Annotated in this window: 21 protein-coding genes; 2 read left to right on the top strand and 19 right to left on the bottom strand. The window is 55.9% G+C overall.

The window, feature by feature from the left end; genetic code table 11:
• From Z947_RS0103920 to Z947_RS0104000, 17 genes are all read right to left on the bottom strand, one after another.
• A complete protein-coding gene (locus Z947_RS0103920; protein WP_025043011.1) occupies positions 1-465 on the bottom strand; it encodes a PTS sugar transporter subunit IIA in 465 nt (154 codons plus the stop codon).
• Positions 466-510: 45 nt separating this feature from the next.
• Complete coding sequence (gene hpf, locus Z947_RS0103925; protein WP_025043012.1) at positions 511-1,074, bottom strand: ribosome hibernation-promoting factor, HPF/YfiA family; 564 nt, start codon at positions 1,072-1,074, stop codon at positions 511-513.
• Positions 1,075-1,323: 249 nt separating this feature from the next.
• The gene (lptB, locus tag Z947_RS0103930) at positions 1,324-2,082 is read right to left on the bottom strand and encodes an LPS export ABC transporter ATP-binding protein (protein WP_025043013.1); all 759 of its coding nucleotides are present in this window, start codon (positions 2,080-2,082) and stop codon (positions 1,324-1,326) included.
• The gene (gene lptA / locus Z947_RS0103935; RefSeq protein WP_211100893.1) at positions 2,082-2,516 is read right to left on the bottom strand and encodes a lipopolysaccharide transport periplasmic protein LptA; all 435 of its coding nucleotides are present in this window, start codon (positions 2,514-2,516) and stop codon (positions 2,082-2,084) included. Before lptA ends, lptB begins: the two co-directional genes overlap by 1 nt.
• Before the next feature lie 64 nt (positions 2,517-2,580).
• Positions 2,581-3,180, bottom strand: coding sequence for a hypothetical protein (locus tag Z947_RS0103940; RefSeq protein ID WP_025043015.1), 600 nt, complete (start codon positions 3,178-3,180; stop codon positions 2,581-2,583).
• A 5-nt stretch (positions 3,181-3,185) separates the two neighbouring features.
• Positions 3,186-4,148, bottom strand: coding sequence for a KpsF/GutQ family sugar-phosphate isomerase (locus Z947_RS0103945; protein ID WP_025043016.1), 963 nt, complete (start codon positions 4,146-4,148; stop codon positions 3,186-3,188).
• Positions 4,145-4,759, bottom strand: a complete 615-nt coding sequence (locus Z947_RS0103950; RefSeq protein ID WP_025043017.1) for a ribonuclease D — start codon at positions 4,757-4,759, stop codon at positions 4,145-4,147. The genes Z947_RS0103945 and Z947_RS0103950 overlap by 4 nt, the downstream gene beginning before the upstream one ends.
• 43 nt (positions 4,760-4,802) lie before the next feature.
• Positions 4,803-5,594, bottom strand: a complete 792-nt coding sequence (locus Z947_RS0103955) for a PaaX family transcriptional regulator C-terminal domain-containing protein (protein WP_025043018.1) — start codon at positions 5,592-5,594, stop codon at positions 4,803-4,805.
• Positions 5,584-7,608 carry a phenylacetic acid degradation bifunctional protein PaaZ gene (gene paaZ / locus Z947_RS0103960; protein WP_025043019.1) on the bottom strand — a complete coding sequence of 675 codons (2,025 nt, stop codon included), beginning with the start codon at positions 7,606-7,608 and terminating at the stop codon, positions 5,584-5,586. The genes Z947_RS0103955 and paaZ overlap by 11 nt, the downstream gene beginning before the upstream one ends.
• A 9-nt stretch (positions 7,609-7,617) precedes the next feature.
• Positions 7,618-8,682 carry a 2Fe-2S iron-sulfur cluster-binding protein gene (locus Z947_RS0103965; RefSeq protein WP_025043020.1) on the bottom strand — a complete coding sequence of 355 codons (1,065 nt, stop codon included), beginning with the start codon at positions 8,680-8,682 and terminating at the stop codon, positions 7,618-7,620.
• Positions 8,683-8,691: 9 nt separating this feature from the next.
• Entirely contained in the window at positions 8,692-9,159 is a 468-nt protein-coding gene (gene paaD, locus Z947_RS0103970) for a 1,2-phenylacetyl-CoA epoxidase subunit PaaD (protein WP_025043021.1), read from the bottom strand.
• Complete coding sequence (gene paaC / locus Z947_RS0103975) at positions 9,153-9,875, bottom strand: 1,2-phenylacetyl-CoA epoxidase subunit PaaC (RefSeq protein ID WP_025043022.1); 723 nt, start codon at positions 9,873-9,875, stop codon at positions 9,153-9,155. The genes paaD and paaC overlap by 7 nt, the downstream gene beginning before the upstream one ends.
• 29 nt (positions 9,876-9,904) lie before the next feature.
• Complete coding sequence (gene paaB, locus Z947_RS20790) at positions 9,905-10,249, bottom strand: 1,2-phenylacetyl-CoA epoxidase subunit PaaB (RefSeq protein ID WP_025043023.1); 345 nt, start codon at positions 10,247-10,249, stop codon at positions 9,905-9,907.
• Positions 10,250-10,253: 4 nt separating this feature from the next.
• Positions 10,254-11,246, bottom strand: coding sequence for a 1,2-phenylacetyl-CoA epoxidase subunit PaaA (gene paaA / locus Z947_RS0103985; protein ID WP_025043024.1), 993 nt, complete (start codon positions 11,244-11,246; stop codon positions 10,254-10,256).
• A gap of 31 nt (positions 11,247-11,277) precedes the next feature.
• Positions 11,278-12,480, bottom strand: a complete 1,203-nt coding sequence (pcaF, locus tag Z947_RS0103990; protein ID WP_025043025.1) for a 3-oxoadipyl-CoA thiolase — start codon at positions 12,478-12,480, stop codon at positions 11,278-11,280.
• Positions 12,481-12,591: 111 nt separating this feature from the next.
• On the bottom strand, positions 12,592-13,326 hold the full coding sequence (locus tag Z947_RS0103995; RefSeq protein WP_025043026.1) for a PAS domain-containing protein: 735 nt from the start codon (positions 13,324-13,326) through the stop codon (positions 12,592-12,594).
• A gap of 282 nt (positions 13,327-13,608) precedes the next feature.
• Positions 13,609-14,277 carry a nucleoside/nucleotide kinase family protein gene (locus Z947_RS0104000; RefSeq protein ID WP_338057841.1) on the bottom strand — a complete coding sequence of 223 codons (669 nt, stop codon included), beginning with the start codon at positions 14,275-14,277 and terminating at the stop codon, positions 13,609-13,611.
• 279 nt (positions 14,278-14,556) lie between these two features.
• Here Z947_RS0104000 and Z947_RS0104005 point away from each other — a divergent pair, with 279 nt between their 5' ends.
• Positions 14,557-16,695: a sensor histidine kinase gene (locus Z947_RS0104005; protein WP_162171862.1), complete on the top strand. Its 2,139-nt coding sequence runs from the start codon at positions 14,557-14,559 to the stop codon at positions 16,693-16,695.
• 485 nt (positions 16,696-17,180) lie between these two features.
• Positions 17,181-17,486, top strand: coding sequence for a hypothetical protein (locus tag Z947_RS0104015; RefSeq protein ID WP_025043030.1), 306 nt, complete (start codon positions 17,181-17,183; stop codon positions 17,484-17,486).
• Between the two features lie 99 nt (positions 17,487-17,585).
• Here the strand turns inward: Z947_RS0104015 and Z947_RS21780 are convergent, their stop codons facing one another.
• Together Z947_RS21780 and cydB are read right to left on the bottom strand one after the other, a co-directional pair.
• Positions 17,586-17,696, bottom strand: a complete 111-nt coding sequence (locus tag Z947_RS21780) for a DUF2474 family protein (RefSeq protein ID WP_081781113.1) — start codon at positions 17,694-17,696, stop codon at positions 17,586-17,588.
• Positions 17,696-18,697 (bottom strand): cytochrome d ubiquinol oxidase subunit II, encoded by a 1,002-nt coding sequence (gene cydB, locus Z947_RS0104025; protein WP_025043031.1) that lies wholly within the window; start codon positions 18,695-18,697, stop codon positions 17,696-17,698. The genes Z947_RS21780 and cydB overlap by 1 nt, the downstream gene beginning before the upstream one ends.
• Positions 18,698-18,701: the final 4 nt, after the last annotated feature.

Here is an 18,701-nt window from a genome sequence, read left to right on the forward strand (position 1 = left end):
TTAGGCAGCCTGCGCGGATTTCTCTTCAGTCAGGATCGTATAAAGCGTTCCCGCATCCGAATTAGACCGCAATTTGTTGCAGATCGATGCATCGCGCAATGTCCGTGACACCAGCGCCAGCGCCTTAAGGTGTTCAACACCGGCATCTTCAGGCGCGAACAGAGCAAAGGCCAGATCAACGGGCTGGCGATCAACGGAAGAGAAATCAATCGGCGTGTCGAGCAGCACAAACGCGCCGACAACCTCTTGCAGCCCCGCAAGCCGGGCATGGGGCAGGGCCACACCGTGGCCCACACCCGTTGGCCCCAATGCCTCGCGGGCATTCAGGGCTTCGACAACGCGGTCGGCTTGCAACCCGTGCGCAGCAAACATCAAGTCACCGAGCTCTTGCATCAGCCGCTTCTTGCTGGAGGCGGAGGTCAGAACCTTGACCGCCTCCGGCTTCAGAAGTTTTGAAAAATTCATTCAATCCACTCTGTTATCGCTGTGAGGCTGCCCTCACCCGGTTCCTTATGGGTCGATCCAGCCGATGTTACCGTCCTCGCGGCGGTATACGACGTTCACCCCGTCTTTGCCTTCGTTGCGAAACACCAGAACGGGCGTGCCTGAAATTTCCATCTGCATAACCGCTTCGCCGACAGACAAGGTTGCAATCTTGGTCTGCATTTCCGCGATGATCATGGGTTGGAGGGTTTCAGGTTCCTGTGCGTCTGAATCGCTATCTGAGGCGAGGATATAAGAGGAAGCGCCGAGAAACTCAACAGGTTCTGCGCGGTCTTTGTGATGATCTTTCAACCGCCGCTTGTAGCGTCGCAGTTGCTTTTCCATTTTTTCGTTACACGAATCAAAAGCGCCATAGATGTCGGTGCTATGCGCTTTTGCCGAGGCGGTCAGCCCCGTCGAAAGATGCACGGTCGCTTCACAGACAAATTCATGTCCCGACTTCGAAAAGATGACGACGGCTTCTGTCGGACGTTCGGCGTATTTCTTAACGCCTTCGCCTAACTCCGCTTTGACATGAGTCTGAAGCGCATCGCCGATGTCGATTTGTTTGCCGCTGATTTGGTATCGCATAAGTTCTCCTTGTACGTGTCACCGTGCTGCCGTCAAAGACACCAATTGTGTGGGTTTTGAGCGGTGCAAAGTGCGGGAAATGGCGCTGCGTTCAGGTTAAAGTCAGCCGAGCCTTGGCAATAAGGCCGATGCCGAAACAGACTGGAACGCAGTGTTACCATGTCCCTATCAGGCGCGGAATTGGGTTCAAAGTCAATGGTTCGGAGATCACGCTACAGCGAAATAAAGCCGATCAACGTTTGCGAAATATTAAGAAATACGGAAGTTGTCGCCCAGATAGACGCGGCGCACATTTTCGTTCTGGACCACTTCGTCCGGTGTGCCGGACATCAACACCTTACCTTCGTGCAGGATGTAAGCGCGGTCAACAATTTCCAATGTTTCCCGTACGTTATGATCAGTGATCAGCACTCCGATCCCTCGGTTTTTCAGATCTGCAACCAGATGCCGGATATCGCCGACCGAAATCGGATCGACACCCGCAAAGGGTTCATCAAGCAACAGATAGTTCGGGTTCGCAGCCAGACAGCGGGCAATCTCTACGCGGCGGCGTTCCCCGCCTGACAGGGCCAGCGCAGGTGCCCGGCGCAAATGCTCGATCGAAAACTCCGACAGCAATTCCTCAAGCCGTTCACGACGTTGGCGACGGATGGGCACGGAGATGTCGAGGATGGCGGAAATATTGTCCTGAACTGACAACCCGCGAAAGATGCTCATTTCCTGCGGGAGATAGCCAATGCCAAGCTGTGCGCGCCGGTACATCGGCAGGGTGGTGACATCCTTGCCATCTACCTCAACTGTGCCACCTTCTGGTGTAACCAGACCGGCGACCGCATAGAACGTTGTGGTTTTTCCAGATCCGTTCGGGCCCAGCAGGGCAACAACCTCACCCCGGTTGAGGTGCATTGAAAAGTCACGGATCACGACCTTTTTCCGGTAGGATTTGCGCAGATGCGCGATGCGTAAACCGGCGCTTCCTGTCGCGACCTGCAAATCTGGCGGGGTCATCAGTTGTCGCTACCCGGTTGGATGATTGTTTTCACGCGGCCCGACATCTGTGCTGTGCCATCGGATATCTGTACTGTCATTTTGTCTGCGCTCAGGGCATTTGGTCCCTGATCCAGCAGTACGTTGCCGGTCATCACAATGGTGCCTTGGGCGATATTATAATCCGCGCGCTCTGATTCGGCGGCATCGGGACCGGAGACCAACGTGACGCCGCCCGTCGCCTCCATCCGTTCGATCCCTTTTTGCTCGGCCAGATAAATCACCAGAACACGCGGGGCAGACAGGCGCATTTCGCCCTGACCGATCAACACATTTCCAGTGAAAACCGCCTCACCTGTTTCTTGATCGACTGCCAGATTGTCGGCCGTTACCTCGACCGGCAGTTTGGTATCCTGCGCAAGCGTGCCAAAGGCCACATTGGTGCCTTGTGCCATGACCGGTGCCGCCGACAGGCCAAGTAATAAGGGCAGGACCAAGATTTTCAGGTATTTCACGGCGTCACTCTTTGTCTAGTTCAGGGGTATATATCAGCTTCACACCGTTTGTGAAAACCAAATGGGACGGTTTGCCCGCGTTCAGTGTCATCGCACCTGCATCAAGCGTGCCAACAGGCCCGATCGCGGATACCGGACCGGGCGAGTTCACACCGAGAACGGACATCTGTGTGACCAGCAGATCGCTGTTAATGCGGTATCCCGTAGAGGTGTTTATCACGACGTCGCCTTGCAGCTTGCTGCTGTCCGCCGCGATGTCAAAATGTCCGCGCTGCGCGTTCAACACAATGTCGGCACCCGACCCGAGTTTCATCACAACCTCGACGTCTTCGGCTTCGTTGCCGCCGGTCTTGCCGTCCGGTGTGGTTACCTTTTCGGCCGCGAACGAAATCTCGTCGCCGTCTGCCGTAACCGCGTAATAGATCGGACCGGTCACCTGCTGATCGCGCAGGCGGTCCTGAATCTCCTTGTCGGCAAAGGGGATCACCGCCTGGGGGTCAATCACGCGCGACAACAGGAATAGCGTCGACAGAAGTGCCAGCGCCATCAGCGGCAACAGCACCTTCAGCCAGCCCACAGCGCGGGAGTACCTGTCGGCCTGCATGGTGCCTAACCCAACCCGACGCGCAGGCAGTCGTGTATGTGCAGCAGACCGGCGGGACGCTCGGGCACTGCGGGGTCGACCACCAAAAGGCAGGTGATCTTGCGCATGTTCATCAGGCCAACCGCCTTTTCAGCCAGCGCTTCGGGGTCGATGGTGACTGGATTTCGGGTCATCACATCCTGTGCTTTCAGGGCAAACAGCCCCTCCATATGACGGCCCAGATCGCCCGTGGTGATGATGCCGACCAGTTTGCCATCTGCATCCGTGACACCGGTAACGCCAAAACCTTTGTTGCCAATTTCCGCCATGACGGTGGCCATCGCCGCATCTTCGCTGACCAGCGGGATCGCGCCATTGACGTGCATCAGATCGCGCACAAGGCTCAGCTGCGCGCCCAGCTTGCCACCAGGGTGGAAGGCGCGGAAATGTTCGGCGGTGAAATCGCGGTGCTCCATCAGCGCCACGGCAAGCGCATCGCCCATCGCAAGCGTCATGGTTGTCGAGGTGGTGGGCACAACACCGGTGTTGCAGGCTTCGGCCACTTTGGGCAGCAGCAAGATCACGTCCGACTGGCGGGCCAGGGTGCTGTCCTCACGACTGGTCAACCCGATCAGCGGAATCTCGTAGCGGCGCGAATAGGCGATAAGGTTGCCCAGTTCGGGCGCCTCGCCTGAATTGGAAATGGCCAACACCACATCATCGCGGGTGATCATGCCCAGATCCCCATGGCTTGCCTCCGCCGGGTGAACGAATTGCGCGGGCGTCCCGGTGCTGGCAAGGGTCGCTGCGATTTTGTTGGCGATATGACCGGATTTGCCAATGCCGGTTATAATCACGCGGCCCCTGGTTTCGCGCATCAGGTCGATGGCAGCGCGGAAACGATCATCCAGCGCATCGGCCAACCGGTTCAAAGCGACGGCTTCAGCGCGAATGACGCGGGCGGCGGTATCTATAAAAGGTGTCTTCATGCGTGCGCAAAGATGTCTGTGTCAGGCCAGCCGAGCAGATCAAGTTTCGCCCGTGTCGGTAGAAAGTCGTAGCAGGCCTGCGCGACGTCCATCCGGCCCTCGCGGATCAACATCTCGTTCAGTTGGTCGCGCAATTTGTGCAGGTGCAAAACATCCGACGCGGCATAGTCAATCTGCGCTTTGCTCAGCTTGTCAGCGCCCCAGTCGCTGGATTGCTGCTGTTTGGAAATGTCGACACTGAGCAGTTCTTGCAACAGCTTCGCCAACCCGTGACGGTCCGTATAGGTGCGCACCAGACGGCTGGCAATTTTGGTGCAATAGACCGGTGCGGTGGTGGCCCCAAAAGCGTTCAGCATCGCGGCAATGTCAAACCGGCCGTAGTGAAACAGTTTGAGCACCTTGGCATCTTCCAGCAAGCGGCAGAGGTTCGGTGCTTCTGTCTGGCCTTTGGCGATTTGTACCAGATGGGCGTTCCCGTCCCCACTCGACAGCTGTACAACGCACAGACGGTCGCGGTGCGGATGCAGGCCCATCGTTTCGCAATCAATGGCAACCGTGTCGCCCAGATCAAGGTCATCGGGCAGATCGCCCTGATAGAGATAATTTGTCATGGCGTATGCTATAGCCTGCCTGTGACAGTTGGGAAAGCGGCTGTTACGCGGCGCTATGACACCGCTTGATCGCTGAAAGCTCTGGGCGGGGATAGCGCGCGAGCAGATCGGCAACCAACAGGTGACATTGGTGACTTGCCCCGTCAGGGTCCACCAACGGGGCGGGCAGTTCGGGATGTTTCAAAACCAAGCGGCGCCAGTTGTGCACCACAAGGCAGCGCAAGACGGCGATGTCGATGGCGTCCATGTCTTCCGGCGCGGGCAAATCCGGTTTCACATTGCTTAATGCAACAAGCAGGTTTTCGTAGCCTGTCTGGTGTATCTGCGGGGCAATCTGTTTGCGCAGCCAGCTTGGGGCGTGATCCGCTGACAGGACCAATGCGCCCTGTGGTGCAGCGCTATCAGTCGGCCCCACAAATACGCGCGGCACCAATGGCGCGAACCCACGCTGCGTCATCTCTGCGATCTGTTCGGCGGAGGTGTCTTCGGTCAGCACCAGATTCCAGCGACCGGTGGATAACGCGGGATCGGCATAGATGCGCGGATTGGCGGCAATGCATTCTGCCCGCCCCTTGTCAGTCAGAGAGTGACGGCTGATCCGCCCTACCTTTTGCGAAATGATCCAACCGTCATTGCGCAGTCTGTGCAGGGCCACACGAGCTGCTTCCGGTTTGACGCGCAACCCCTGCATGATCGCAGAAAGCAGAGGCCCGTCGATATGTTGTTTCGGGGCCTGCGCGAGATCACCGAAAAGGCTGATCATCAAAGACCAGACCCGTTGCCCGCCAAGCCCGTGCAGGCCGGCGGTCAGGGTATCAAACCCTTTAGTAGGCATTCATCGTCAACAATTCGTATTCCGCGGCGGCTTCATCATTCTGGTTGTACAGGGTTACATGCCAGCGCACCTCGCCGTATTCTTCGTTGCGCGGTGTCTTGTGTTTGACGGTCAGGCGCACGCGTATGCTGTCACCGGCGGCGACAGGGGCCATAAAGCGCAGATTGTCCAAGCCCGTATTGGCCAGCACTGGCCCCGGATCGGGTTGTACAAACAGACCCGCGGCAAAGCTAAGCAACAGATAGCCATGCGCCACGCGACCGGGGAAAAACGGGTTCGCCTTGGCGGCCTCGTCATCCATATGGGCGTAAAACGTATCGCCGGTGAAATGCGCAAAGGTTTCGATATCTTCAAGCGTGATCTCGCGGGAAGGGGAGTTGAAGGTTTCGCCCAGTTCAATTTCGTTAAAGGTCCGGGTGAAAGGATGCGCGCGGTCATTGATTTCATGCGCACCGGGCACCCATTGTTCGCCGATGGCGGTCAGGATGTCGGGGCTACCCTGAATGGCGGTGCGCTGCATGTAATGCATCACGCCGCGGATGCCGCCCAGTTCTTCGCCACCTCCCGCACGGCCCGGCCCACCGTGTACCATATGCGGCAGGGGGGCACCGTGGCCGGTGGCCTCTGACATCGACGTGCGGTTGTTAAAGTAGAGGCGCCCATGAAACGCTGCGGATCCGAGTGTAACTTCGCGCGCCACATTGCCGTCATTGGTGATGATCGAGGCAACCAATGATCCTTTGCCTTTGTTCAGCAGATCAATCGCATGGGGTAGATCGCGGTAGGGCATGACGGTGGACACGGGGCCAAAAGCTTCGGTGTCATGAACGCGCTCTGCGGTGTCGGGATTGGCGCAATGAAACAGCATCGGCGGGACGAAGGCACCTTTGTCCTTGTCGGCACCTTCAACGGAAAAATCATCGGTGTTGCCAAAAACGCATTCCGCTTCTTCCCCTATTAGAGCCGCTTTTTCCAACACATCGCGTTTCTGTCCCGCCGAAACCAATGCGCCCATGCGGGTGTTTTCCAAACGCGGATCGCCAATGGTTGTCTTGGCCAAACGTTCACCCAGCGCGGCGATAACCGCATCAATCTGCGCCTCCGGCACCATGATCCTGCGGATTGCTGTACATTTCTGGCCCGCCTTCGCGGTCATCTCGCGTTGAACTTCTTTGACGAACAGATCGAACTCGGGCGTGCCGGCCACCGCATCCGGCCCTAGCACAGAGGCGTTCAAACTGTCTTGTTCAGAAGCGAAGCGGACCGAATGTTCCATCAGCTTGGGATTGCTGCGCAACATCAATGCGGTGTCTGCGGATCCGGTAAAGGCCACGGCGTCCTGACAGTCGAGGTGATCCAGCATGTCGCCCAAACCACCGCTGACCAATTGCAGGGCCCCTTTTGGCAACAACCCGCTTTCCAGCATCATGCGCACGCAGGCCTCTGTCACGTAAGAGGTTGCGGTGGCGGGCTTCACGATGGCGGGCACACCGGCCAACAGAGTCGGGGCCAGCTTTTCCAGCATCCCCCAGACGGGAAAGTTGAAGGCGTTGATATGAACGGCAACGCCCTGCAACGGGGTGCAGATGTGCCGCCCCATGAAGGCGCCCGTGCGGCCCAGTTGTTCGGGAGGACCATCCAGAAACACATGCCCGTCCGGCATTTCGCGCCGCCCTTTTGAGGCGAAAACCATCATTGTGCCGATGCCACCATCCACGTCGATCTTGTGATCGGAAAGGGTGGCACCGGTGTCATAGCTCAGGTCATAAAGGACCTGTTTGCGTTCCATCAGATAAAGCGCAATAGCTTTAAGCATGCGGGCGCGGTCATGGAACGTCAGCTTGCGCAGGGCAGGCCCGCCAACACCACGCGCATAGCCCAACATCGCCTGCACATCCAAGGTGTCGCTGCCCGCCTGCGCAATAACGTCACCTGTGATCGCGCTGGCAATATTGCGGGCGCCGGCACCGGAAGGAAGCCATTGACCGGCAGCGAAACTTTGGACATCCAGCATGATGGCTCCTTAATGTGTGTCGTAATCGACGATGAGTTTATCCGTCAGCGGGTAGGACTGGCAGGACAGCACATAACCCCGTTCCACCTCGTAATCCTCAAGCGCGTGGTTACTTATCATTTCAACCTCGCCCTCAACCACCTTGCATATACAGGTCGAACAAACGCCCGCCTTGCAGGCGAATGGCGCGTCCTGTCCGTTGGCAAGGGCGGCATCCAGAACGGATTGCCCTTTTGGCATCTCGAATGTGCGCTGGGCCCCTTCGATGATCACGGTCAGTTCGGTGCCTTTCTGCCCCTCGCTGCGCTTGACCATTTCCTGTTTGGCAAGCTGGCCCTGCTGGCTTTCGCTGAACAGTTCAAACTTGATCTGATCAGGCTCTAACCCATGGGTTTTTAGGCTGTCGGCAATTGCCAGCATCATCGGCTCGGGGCCGCAAATGAATGCGGTGTCGATTGATTTCACATCAATCCATTGTTTGAACAGGGTCTCGCATTTGGCCTGATCCACGCGCCCTGTAAACAGGTCGATATCCTGTCCCGATTCCAGCATATGTATGATCGTCAGCCGGCCCATGTATTTGTTCTTGAGGTCTTCCAGTTCTTCGCGGAACATGATCGTGTTCACGGCGCGGTTGGCATAGACCAGCGTGAAAGTGCTAAGCGGTTCGCGTTTCAGCACTGTTTTCAGGATCGACAAGATGGGGGTCACACCTGATCCGCCGGCAAAACCCAGATAGTTTTTGGCGCGATCAGGCTCTAATGCGGTGAAAAACTTGCCCTGTGGCGGCATGACCTGCAGGGTGTCGCCGACCTTTAGCGTGGTATTGGCGAAGGTCGAAAAGGCCCCGCCGTCCACGCGTTTGATGCCAACTTGCAATTTGCCATCGTCCAGACCGGCGCAGATGGAATAGTTGCGGCGCAGCTCGGTTCCGTCAAAATCTTGTTTGAAGGTCAGATACTGGCCTTGAGTAAACGCGAAGGCTTCGGCATTTTCCGGCTCTAGTGTCAAAACAACCGCGTCGCGGATGGTGTGATGAATATCAGTCACTGTTACGGGGTGAAACTGGCTCATATCAGGGCCTCAAATACATTTGAAATAGTCGAAGGGTTCTAGGCAGTCGGTACACCGCCATTGCGCCTTGCAGGGGGTTGATCCGAACTGGCTGATCCGCTCAACCGCTGCGGATTTGCAACGCGGACAGTGTTGCGGGCCGCCAGCCGGTTGCGGCGGGGCGATGCCGTATTCTTCCAACTTGGCCTTCCCACTGTCGGTCAGCCAGTCGGTTGTCCATGCGGGTGACAATTGTCGTTTCAGTGTCAGGTTTTCAATGCCATGTCCGCGCAGCGCGGTTTCGATGTCCAGATTGATGATACTGGTCGCGGGACAGCCGGAATAGGTTGGCGTTACGGTCACTTCCAAAGTGTCGCCTTGCCACTGGACATCACGGATAATTCCCAGATCCGTAAGGGAGATCACCGGAATTTCCGGGTCCGGCACGGCGGACAGCCAGCTCCAAACAGTCTCTAACGCGGGCTTTTCGATCACCATGTCGCATCCGGATAGGCGCGTTGCAGCCATTGCATCTGCGTCAGCATATGACCCAAATGTTCGGTATGGCGCGCGCCCGTTTTGCCCCCTTTGTGGGCGAAATCATCGGCCGGTTTGGTCAGGGTTGCGGCGGCCAGAACCGCATCGAGCTGGCTGTCAAAGCTGGCGCGCAACGTGGTGGGATCAGGCGCGATACCCTGCTCAACCATTGCCTTGTCTATCTCATCGGCGATAAACAACTCACCAACGTAGGGACAAAGACGGTCCAGCGCCTTTTGCATCCGCATATGGCTTTCTTCGGTACCGTCCCCCAGTCCGATCACCGTATCGGCAGAACGCTCCTGATGATACGTCACCTCTTTCACCGACTTTTCGGCGATGCCGGCGATCTGTTCATTCGACGAACCGGCCAGCGCCTTGAGTGTGATCAGATGCCATGTATCGAATAGAAACTGGCGCATCATCGTCTGGCCAAAATCACCGTTGGGCTGTTCGCACAAAAGCGCATTGCGAAAATCCCAGACATCGCGGTGGAACGCCAGCTTGTCCGCATCGCGTCCCTTGCCCTCGACTCCGCCAGCCATGCCCAGCCACAGCTGGGTCTGTCCGATCAGATCAAGCGCGGTATTGGCCAGCGCAATGTCTTCTTCCAACACCGGAGCGACGCCGCACCATTCGGACACGCGGTGGCCCAACACCAGCGTGTTGTCGCCCATACGGCAGAGAAACTCGAACAGGGGATCGCTCACATTGCACCCACTTCATCAGGGATATCGAAAAACGTCGGGTGGCGGTAAACCTTGTCGTTCGCAGGCTCATACAGCGCGCCTTTTTCCTCGGGCGAGGAGGCGGCGATGTCAGAGGCTTCGACAGCCCAGATGCTGACACCTTCGTTGCGTCGTGTGTACACATCGCGCGCGTTTTTGATCGCCATTTCGGCATCGGGCGCATGCAGTGAACCCACGTGCCGGTGGCTTAGGCCGTGCTGACCGCGAATGAAGATTTCCCAAAGGGGCCATTCGGTTTTGCGGGTTTCGCCATGCGGGCTGGCTTCGCTATTTTTGTAGGGGCTGGTTTCAGGGCTGCTCATGTTCTTACTCCGCTGCCAGTTTCGCACTGCGCTTTTTCGCAGCGTGGGCAAGAAGACCTTCGCGCACCCAGCGCCCGTCGTCCCACGCCTTGTTACGCGCCTCAAGCCGTTCCGTGTTGCAGGGGCCGTTGCCGCGCAGCACATCGAAAAATTCGTCCCAATCCGGTTGGGCAAAATCGTAATGACCGGTTTCTTCGTTCAGCTTGCAGGTCTCGTCGGGGATCGTCAGGCCAAGGTATTCCGCCTGCGGTGCGGTCTGGTCGACGAATTTCTGACGCAACTCGTCGTTCGAGTTCATCTTGATCTTCCACGCCATGGACTGCGCGGAATGGACGGATTCGGCGTCGGACGGACCAAACATCATCAAGGAGGGGCCCCAGAACCGGTTCAGCGCATCCTGCGCCATTTTGCGCTGTGCCTCCGTGCCGTTGGCCATCTTCATCATGATGTCGAAGCCCTGGCGTTGGTGAAAGGATTCCTCTTTACAAATTCGGACCATCGCGCGGGCATAGGGACCGTAAGATGTGCGTTGCAAGGGCACCTGGTTCATAATAGCGGCACCATCGACCAGCCAGCCAACCGCGCCCATATCGGCCCAAGTCAGTGTCGGGTAATTAAAGATCGAAGAATACTTCATCTTGCCCGACAGCAGGTCACGTGTGAGATCGTCACGCGTGACACCGAGCGTTTCAGCGGCACAGTAAAGATAGAGGCCATGACCCGCTTCATCCTGCACCTTGGCAAGCAGGATCGCCTTGCGTTCCAATGTCGGCGCGCGGGTGATCCAGTTGCCCTCGGGCAGTTGGCCGACGATTTCGCTGTGCGCGTGTTGACCGATCTGGCGGATCAGGTTCTTGCGATACCCTTCGGGCATCCAATCTTTCGGCTCGATTTTGCCGCCGGCGTTGATCCGTTCTTGAAAGGCGCGTTCGTCGGGCTCCATCTCGTCAAGGGATTTGACGCCTTCGCCGGTAGACTTGATCATCTGTGCATACATCGTTCAGATCCTTTCAAGAACGGGTTTCGTTTTAGGTGCGCTCCAGAATCAGCGCGACACCCTGGCCGACGCCCACACACATGGTGCAAAGCGCATAGCGGCCGCCGGTGCGTTTGAGTTGCAACGCTGCGGTCATCACCAAGCGCGCACCGGACATGCCAAGCGGATGACCGATCGCGATAGCCCCGCCGTTTGCGTTGACATGCGGTGCATCATCGGCGACGCCCAGCGCCCGCAAGGTTGCGATGCCTTGAGAAGCGAAGGCTTCGTTCAGCTCGATCACATCCATTTGCTCAATGCTCAGACCCGCGCGGGCCAATACCTTTTGGCAGGCGGGGATCGGGCCCACACCCATCACGCGCGGTTCAACACCGGCGGCGGACATGGCAACAACCCGTGCGATTGGGGTGAGATTATGATCTTTTACGCCCTGTTCCGACGCAATCAGCATCGCGGCAGCACCATCGTTAACGCCGGAAGCATTGCCCGCCGTGACGGTCAGATCGGCGCCGTTGATTCCGCGTAGCTTGGCCAGTTTTTCTTCTGTGGTGTCGGGGCGCGGGTGTTCGTCGCGATCAACAACAATCGGATCGCCTTTGCGTTGTGGGATTGTGACGGGTGCGATTTCTTCGGCAAAAAGCCCTGCTTTGTCAGCCGCGGCCCAGCGTTGCTGGCTGCGCGCGGCAAAAGCGTCCTGATCGGCGCGGTTTACATCATGGTCTTCGGCGACGTTGTCAGCCGTCTGTGGCATTGAATCGACGCCGTATTGCGCTTTCATCTTCGGGTTGACGAAGCGCCAGCCGATGGTCGTGTCATAGACGGCGTTGTTACGCGAAAAGGCGGTTTCGGCTTTCGGCATCACGAAGGGTGCGCGCGTCATGCTTTCGACGCCACCGGCAATAGCAAGGTCGATGTCGCCAGCACGAATCGCGCGGGCCGCGGCACCAACAGCGTCCATGCCGGATGCGCAAAGACGGTTAATGGTGGCACCTGGCACGTCTACCGGAAGTCCGGCAAGAAGCGACGCCATACGTGCGACATTGCGGTTGTCTTCACCCGCTTGATTTGCACAGCCAAAGATCACATCATCGACGCGGGACCAGTCGACATCCGGATTGCGTGCCATAAGGGCCGCAATTGGAATAGCGGCGAGGTCATCCGCGCGCACTGATGCAAGTGCCCCACCAAAACGACCAATCGGTGTGCGCTGCGCGTCACAGATGAATGCTGACATAAGTATCTCCCTAATTTGGTGTTAAACCTAGGGGATCATGTGGCAGCGGGCAAGAAAAATGTTACGAAAATGCTTTCGTCTGAGGGATTCGGTAACGCTTTTGGGTTTGTCTTACGGGTTAGCCCAGATTTGTGGTGTCTCCCAGGTTTCCGCAAATACACGAACGGTTTGCATGCCGTCGGAGTCATTGGGAATTTCAAGGCCGGGGGGCGGTTTCTTCAACGGTTGATTTTGAAGAGCTGCATGGCGCGACTGCGCGCGCCGGACAACGTCCTGAATATCGCAAACGCTGCGCTGCACGGTCCGGCACACCGCGTGTAACCGCATGATACGCTCTTCGTCGATTGGGGTTACCCGCGCTTCGGTGGTTGCAGAACTGAACGCACTGCTCAGGTTTTCGAGTTGCAGATCGGCAATGGAGGAGAAATAGCGCAGGTCTTCAAACGCCAGCCTGTCTTGTAGTAACGGGCGCTCTTGCGGGACTTTTATCGTTGTCGCGATCACCAGATCGGAGTCTTCAAGGCTGCGCGAATATTGCAGGGTTGTATCCCACCGGACCTCACCTTCGTCCTGCATGAAGAGGTAGGTAAAATGCACGACCTGCTTTTCCGCGACACATTTTTGAAAATTGTCATTGGCGCTGTCCGGCATGCCAATCAGACCCACTTCGGAAATGGATCTGCCGTGGATTTCGGACCGTGGCTGTCCGACAAGGCGTTCGAGCGCTGCGTTCGTCGCAACAATACTAAACCGATTTGCCGGCTCCTGCCGTTCAATCACAAACATAGGGACACTAAACAGGTCAAGTACCTGTTCGATTTGCGAAAGGGGTAAGGTGTTAAACATCTGCTATCCTTCGTTATTGAGAAGAACTTAGAAACGAAAAGAAAACAAAGTTTTGCCAGTTTCGATAAAGTTTTCACCAAATCTGGTTTCTACGATAACATTTTGAAATTTAATGAAAGTTTGCAGGTAATTTTTCTGGGCTTTCTATCGCCATCGCTACACTGACCGCGCATTCCCGCTAAAAATTTGAGTTAAAACGGTAACGTGCAGCGGGGCGCTAGGGAATCAGTTTGCAGGAATAAGCCGCCCGCAAAGCTGGGCAATGAGTGTAGTTTGCCGGAGTTATAGAATGATGTCAGCGGGCAAGGCGGAAGTTGTGACAAGTTGCGCGTTCGGCAAATCGTTCGTCGCGGCACGGGCGGTTGCCTGTTCTGGAGTCAGACCATGGGAAACCCACCTGTCAATCAGCCGCTTTTCCAAGATGGCTATCGGCGTTTCAAGCCGTATCGAGATGTCCCAATGCCCCGCTAGATCACGCCAGACGGGGGCATCATACAGCAGGTAATTGCCTTCGATGATTGCTGTGTCGCATGTGTGGTCGACACACCCTGCGCCGGCGATTGCAATGTCTCGGGCTCTGTCGAAGGTTGGATAAAAGACCTCGGTTTCATCGTGCAACCGTTTGACAAGATTTACAAAGCCGGACGCGTCAAAGGTATCCGGCGCGCCTTTGCGATCAAGCATGTTGCGGGCGATTAAGGTCGGGTTATGCAGGTGAAATCCGTCCATCGGGATGACTTGTGCCGCGCATCCGGCGTTTGTCAGGTCCTTGGCCAGTTGTTCGGCCAGGGTCGATTTTCCGCTTGCGGGGGCCCCTGCCAAGGCAACGAGACGTCTGTGTCCTTTTCGGGGTGTTTCCAAAATGCGCGCGATAAGAGTGTCATGTGATGACATGCTGTTTTCCGATGCTGTTTCTGCGCTGGTTTGGATGGCGAGAGTATGGGCCGCTATATAATCCTTGGGGCGTGTCAAAGACAGATGTTTGTCTCGTTGCCCCTTATGGCCGCGCGCCTTGATTTCACAAATACGGGTATATTGCGGCTGATCAAAGGTATCGGGGCTGAGTATTTACGCAGGTGCATTACCGATCAGTTGTGTTCAAGGCAGACAAATCCGAAAAGTTAACTCAATACACCTTATACTAGAAAAGCTCTGCTATTGCCCTAAAATATCCACAATGCGCTTCCATAGCTATGATTGTTGAGTGGTAGGAGTCGCGGGATGTTTTTCATGCGTATGTCAAAAATGAGCACCACACGGCACCTGAAACGATGGGCCGTGTATCTAAGGCGCAAGCAGGCGTTGATTAAGCAGGTAGTTGCTTTGACGGCATTGGCTGTTGTTCTGTCTGCCTTGGCATATAAATTCGAGAAACTGACCTATGAAAGCCATGTTCAGGATCTTAAACTGAATACCACAATCGAGATGGTCGAAGTGCGCGAGCGGATCAAGAACAGCGTGATCTCGCGCGTGTTTGCATTGAGTGAACTTGCGACAATCATTGGTCAGAACCCGGATATGAACGCGACCGAGTTCAACATCAAAGCCCTTGATTTCGTTCTATTAAACAATGACGTCAAACTTGTCGCTGCCGCACCTGATCTGGTTGTTTCGATGGTATTCCCAAAAACAGGCAACGAAAATGTTGTCGGACTTGACTATCAGAACTTGCCTAAGCATCTGGCGAAAATCAATGCCTCTATGGACTCGGGCGACAGCATCATGACCGGTCCGATCGATTTAACGTCAGGCGGCCGTGGTCTTATTCTCAGGACACCGGTTTTCACGCTGAATGCTTCAGGCAAGCGTGATCCATGGGGCATTCTGTCGGTTATTCTGGATTACGACAAATTTCTCGCAAACCTTGGTATCGCTGAATATGTCGAAGGCTTCGATATCCTGATTCACGAAACCAGTGCGCAAGGTGCGGAACCAGGTGACATATTGCTTGGGGACAGCTCCGTTCTCGCGGCAGATCCGGTCTTTTTGAATTTTAACCTGCCCTTCGGGTCTTGGGAGCTTGCCGCGACAACCGATGGCGGGTGGCCGCCCCATTTGCCCAACCATTTGACACGCAAGATCAGTTACTTTCTGGGCATTGCGGCTTGCCTGGTCGGGTTTGGTCTGGTTTTGCGCATGCATGACAAGCAACGTGAATCCGAACGGATGTTGTCTGTGGGCATAGAGGCGCTCGACCACGGGTTCGTTATGTTCGACGCCGACCGCCGGCTGGTCGCTTTCAACAAGAGATATAAAGAGATCGCAGGCGGGTCGGGCATGGTGCGGGTCGGCGCGCGATACGAAGACATTGTAAAAGCAAACCTGCGCCTTGGCCTTATTCCTGATGCTGTGGGGATCGAGGACGAGTGGTACGAGAAGTGGTCCCAAAGGTTGGAGATCCAGGACGCTGACAACGAACAAATTCTGGCGGACGGTACCTTTATCCGCGCTTACGACCGGTCGATGGACTGCGGTGCGGTCGTTGGTCTGCGCATTGATGTTTCTGATTTGCGGATCGCCCAGCGGGAAGCAGAGGCTGCAAACCGCGCGAAGACCGAATTCATGGGCGTGCTGAGCCACGAATTGCGCACACCGCTTACGATCATTCTGGGTCACGCCCGTCTTGCGCAGAATGTCGTGAACATGCCGGTTTATGGGAAACTGATCGAAGAGATCGAAAAGCACCCAGAAATCGCTGAGAACATCATGCCAAAACTGGAAGAGGTCGTTTCAAAGTTTTCGACGATGACCCGTTCGATCGAAAACTCCGGGAACCAGCTATATACTCTGATTTCCGAGATCCTTGATTTCGCCAAGATCGAATCCGGCACTCTGGCGATGGAGTTCGACCATACGACGGTACCAAAAATCGTTGATACGGTGGTCGAACAGATGCGCCCGATGGTCGAAAGCAAAAATCTGGCGCTAGAGGTCGATGTGGTCAATTGCGATATTAATGTTGATCCCAAGCGCATCCAGCAGGTGCTTATCAATCTGATCGGCAACGCTACGAAGTTCACCGAAAAGGGGACAATTTCCGTTTCCGCCACGGCAACCCAAAGTGCAGTTGTGTTCAAAATAAAAGACAGCGGGATCGGTATTCCGCCGGAAGAAATCGAGAATGTGTTTGAGGCCTTCCATCAGGTCGATTCCACATCAACCCGCAAGCACAACGGTACGGGTCTGGGATTGGCGATCTCCCGCGATATTGCGATTGCGCACAAGGGTGAGCTGACCGCGCAAAGTGTGATGGGACAAGGCAGTACCTTTACCATGACCTTGCCCCGCTTTGCCGCCTCGCAGTCAGACGAAGACGCAGATCAAGATTGGGAAGAAGACCCCGCGCAGACCCATACCTTGGCCGCCTAAGCTTCGCTTTACTGGCAACTCCGTCGGCTACTAATTAACGTTTACATATATAACTGTCGTCGGGCCCGATCCGTGATTCTCATCACAGGTCGGGCCCTTTCTCGTTGTGTTTGAATTATGGTCAGTCTTTCGAAATGTGGCCTAATGTCGTTGGCCTAACGAAAAATATGACGATTTCAGCGATGAATTGGGTGGAAAAACGGCATCCGCCCCTTTTTCGCCACATTTAGCGGGTAATTTCAATTCAACAGCAGTGGGGGCTGCCTGTTGAAAGAGTCTGCCATGACTACCAAAACGAACAATGTCGCGCGCTGTTTGAAAGGCCCCATAGGGCAACAGCGCCATCTTTGCGGCCTCAGCATATCGCATCCCGCTGCGGAGCAAACTGCGCCCGACGCCAGTGTTCGGTTTGGGTGGTAGAAATGCGGAAAACACCTGACCATTCTGCAGCTGACACCGACGCACGCATTTTTCGGACATGCTCCATGCACCTTAGCGGAACGGAAGCCATCGCGCTGAGCGTTTCGGAGGCCGTTCCGCATGTGCGCTCCCGCCACAATATCCGCAAGGCTTATCAATCCAGCAACCAAAACGCCAAAAGGTCAATGGACAGCCCGCTTGGGGTCGATTCGGCCGTCAGGGCTCGCAAAACCACAAAACCTGACAACGGCACGGATCGTGGGTCAAAGGCGATCAAGCTGTCTTTGATCAAACGGCTTCATACCAATTCAAACGCCGGCTTGGTGAGTATCCGTGATGTTTATAACGCCGTCGACGACCTGCTTTCGTAGCGCAGGCCGAATTAGCGGCCGGTACAGTTGGCGCAAGGCCAACCGTACCGGCAAGTTTATTGAGAAACGCCGCTAAGTTTTCCTGTTGTAAGCGGCTTTCTAAATGAGGATGGCCAAACGGATCGCATAACCGACAACCCCGAGGGCCGCGACGCTTGCCAACCAGATTGCAATGAACCATCCGATTTTGCGCAGGGTAGCGGATTGCATCAGTGGTACCCTTCTTCCGGATTAATTTTCCCACGGAACACCCAATACGCGTAGGCCGTGTAAGCAAGGATCATCGGCACCAATACGACCGTTCCGACGAGCGCGAACAACAGGCTTTCGTCCGGGGCTGCGGCCTCCGCGATGGTAAGACTGGGGGGCACAATGTTGGGATAAAAGCTGATCCCGATGCCGATGAAGCATAAAACGAAAAGCGTAAGCGCTGCCAAAAACGGCTGACCGTCCTTGCCCGCGTTCAACCCGGTAAACAGCGCCCAAGCCGCGGCAAAAACCGCTACCGGCATCATAACGCTTAGTATTGACCCAGGCAGATTGAACCAGCGCTCAAAATAGACTGGATCTTGAAACGGTGTCAGGACGCTGACGATTCCGATAAACGCAAGTGTGCCGGCGGCTAGCCACCATGCAAATCCTTGCATCTGGCGTTGCAGGCTGCCTTCGGTTTTCAGGATCAACCAAGTGGCACCGAGCAACGCATATCCGGTCACAGCCGCAAAACCGGTCAGGAGGGAAAAGGCACTTAACCAATCCCACCAATCACCAGCGTATGAACGGTCGGCGACCTCAATGCCCTGAACCAGAGCCCCCAAAGCGATACCTTGCATAAAGGCCGCAACGAGGGAGCCACCAAAAAACGCGAAATCCCAGACGGGTTTCCAGCGCTCGGTTCGCCAACGGTATTCAAACGCCACCCCGCGAAAAATCAACGCCAACAGCATGAGAATAATCGGCATATAAAGCGCGGGCATGACGACGGCATAAGCGAGCGGAAAGACGGCAAAAAGCCCGCCGCCGCCCATGACCAGCCATGTCTCGTTTCCATCCCATATCGGCGCGATGGAGTTCATCATGGTGGCCTTTTCACGTTCGCCATCAGCAAATGGGAACAGGATTCCGACGCCAAGATCAAAGCCGTCAAGGATCACATAGGTCAGAACTGCAAAGGCGATGATCCCGGCCCAAATAAAAGAAAGTTCAAACATCTTA

This window comes from Sulfitobacter geojensis (genome assembly GCF_000622325.1).
GTDB classification, from domain to species: Bacteria; Pseudomonadota; Alphaproteobacteria; order Rhodobacterales; family Rhodobacteraceae; genus Sulfitobacter; species Sulfitobacter geojensis.

Bases quoted from the DNA above. Each gene is read 5' to 3' on its own strand.
- Z947_RS0103920 (WP_025043011.1), bottom strand. From the start codon at position 465: ATGAATTTTTCAAAACTTCTGAAGCCGGAGGCGGTCAAGGTTCTGACC.
- hpf (WP_025043012.1), bottom strand. From the start codon at position 1,074: ATGCGATACCAAATCAGCGGCAAACAAATCGACATCGGCGATGCGCTT.
- lptB (WP_025043013.1), bottom strand. From the start codon at position 2,082: ATGACCCCGCCAGATTTGCAGGTCGCGACAGGAAGCGCCGGTTTACGC.
- lptA (WP_211100893.1), bottom strand. From the start codon at position 2,516: ATGGCACAAGGCACCAATGTGGCCTTTGGCACGCTTGCGCAGGATACC.
- Z947_RS0103940 (WP_025043015.1), bottom strand. From the start codon at position 3,180: ATGCAGGCCGACAGGTACTCCCGCGCTGTGGGCTGGCTGAAGGTGCTG.
- Z947_RS0103945 (WP_025043016.1), bottom strand. From the start codon at position 4,148: ATGAAGACACCTTTTATAGATACCGCCGCCCGCGTCATTCGCGCTGAA.
- Z947_RS0103950 (WP_025043017.1), bottom strand. From the start codon at position 4,759: ATGACAAATTATCTCTATCAGGGCGATCTGCCCGATGACCTTGATCTG.
- Z947_RS0103955 (WP_025043018.1), bottom strand. From the start codon at position 5,594: ATGCCTACTAAAGGGTTTGATACCCTGACCGCCGGCCTGCACGGGCTT.
- paaZ (WP_025043019.1), bottom strand. From the start codon at position 7,608: ATGCTGGATGTCCAAAGTTTCGCTGCCGGTCAATGGCTTCCTTCCGGT.
- Z947_RS0103965 (WP_025043020.1), bottom strand. From the start codon at position 8,682: ATGAGCCAGTTTCACCCCGTAACAGTGACTGATATTCATCACACCATC.
- paaD (WP_025043021.1), bottom strand. From the start codon at position 9,159: ATGGTGATCGAAAAGCCCGCGTTAGAGACTGTTTGGAGCTGGCTGTCC.
- paaC (WP_025043022.1), bottom strand. From the start codon at position 9,875: ATGGGCGACAACACGCTGGTGTTGGGCCACCGCGTGTCCGAATGGTGC.
- paaB (WP_025043023.1), bottom strand. From the start codon at position 10,249: ATGAGCAGCCCTGAAACCAGCCCCTACAAAAATAGCGAAGCCAGCCCG.
- paaA (WP_025043024.1), bottom strand. From the start codon at position 11,246: ATGTATGCACAGATGATCAAGTCTACCGGCGAAGGCGTCAAATCCCTT.
- pcaF (WP_025043025.1), bottom strand. From the start codon at position 12,480: ATGTCAGCATTCATCTGTGACGCGCAGCGCACACCGATTGGTCGTTTT.
- Z947_RS0103995 (WP_025043026.1), bottom strand. From the start codon at position 13,326: ATGTTTAACACCTTACCCCTTTCGCAAATCGAACAGGTACTTGACCTG.
- Z947_RS0104005 (WP_162171862.1), top strand. From the start codon at position 14,557: ATGCGTATGTCAAAAATGAGCACCACACGGCACCTGAAACGATGGGCC.
- Z947_RS0104015 (WP_025043030.1), top strand. From the start codon at position 17,181: ATGCACCTTAGCGGAACGGAAGCCATCGCGCTGAGCGTTTCGGAGGCC.
- Z947_RS21780 (WP_081781113.1), bottom strand. From the start codon at position 17,696: ATGCAATCCGCTACCCTGCGCAAAATCGGATGGTTCATTGCAATCTGG.
- cydB (WP_025043031.1), bottom strand. From the start codon at position 18,697: ATGTTTGAACTTTCTTTTATTTGGGCCGGGATCATCGCCTTTGCAGTT.